Below are 781 nucleotides of genomic sequence, written 5' to 3'. Positions count from 1 at the left end.
GAGCCAAACCAAGGGGTGACGGTAGCGAACGAAACGAGCGGTGTTATCGACAAGATCGCTTTTGAATCAGGGACTCAAGTTGAAGCTGGCCAGCCTCTCGTTCTGCTTGATTCTGAAGTAGAAAAAGCGAACTTGAAGAGTTCACAAGCGAAACTTCCTGCAGCAGAAGCGAAATACAAACGTTACCAAGGTCTGTTTAAGAAAGGTTCTATTTCTAAAGAAGCTTACGATGAAGCTGAAGCAAACTACTACTCGCTTAAAGCAGATATCGAGAGTTTAAAAGCAACCATCGATCGTCGTGAAATCAAAGCGCCATTTGCAGGTGTGGTTGGTATCCGTAACGTTTATCTTGGTCAATACATCCAAGCTGGTAGCGACATTGTTCGTCTAGAAGATAGCAGTGTAATGCGTCTGCGCTTTACCGTGCCTCAAACAGACATCTCGCGTATCAAACTTGACCAAGAAGTGGATATTTTTGTAGATGCCTACCCAGATCAGCCATTCAAAGGCTCAATTTCTGCCATTGAACCTGCAGTAAATGTACAAAGTGGTCTGATCCAAGTACAAGCAGACATTCCAAACAGCGATGGCAAACTTCGCAGCGGTATGTTCGCACGTGCAAACATCATCATGCCTAAATTGGCAAACCAAGTGACGCTACCTCAAACAGCAATCACCTTCACTTTGTACGGCGATAACGTCTACATCGTGACAGAAGAAGAGGGTGAAAAGCGCGTGAAACAACACGTAGTTAAAGTGGGCGAACGTACTAAAGACATCG

1 protein-coding gene is annotated in these 781 nt (G+C 44.9%); it reads left to right on the top strand.

The features are described 5' to 3' along the window. Positions 1-781: multidrug efflux RND transporter periplasmic adaptor subunit VmeC (gene vmeC, locus R7Q48_RS26590; protein WP_318133207.1), on the top strand; the 781-nt coding region annotated here is incomplete at both ends.

The sequence above is a fragment of the Vibrio sp. 378 genome, assembly GCF_033339435.1.
Note: the sequence above shows the minus strand (reverse complement) of the source record. Positions and strands in the feature narration are given on the sequence as shown.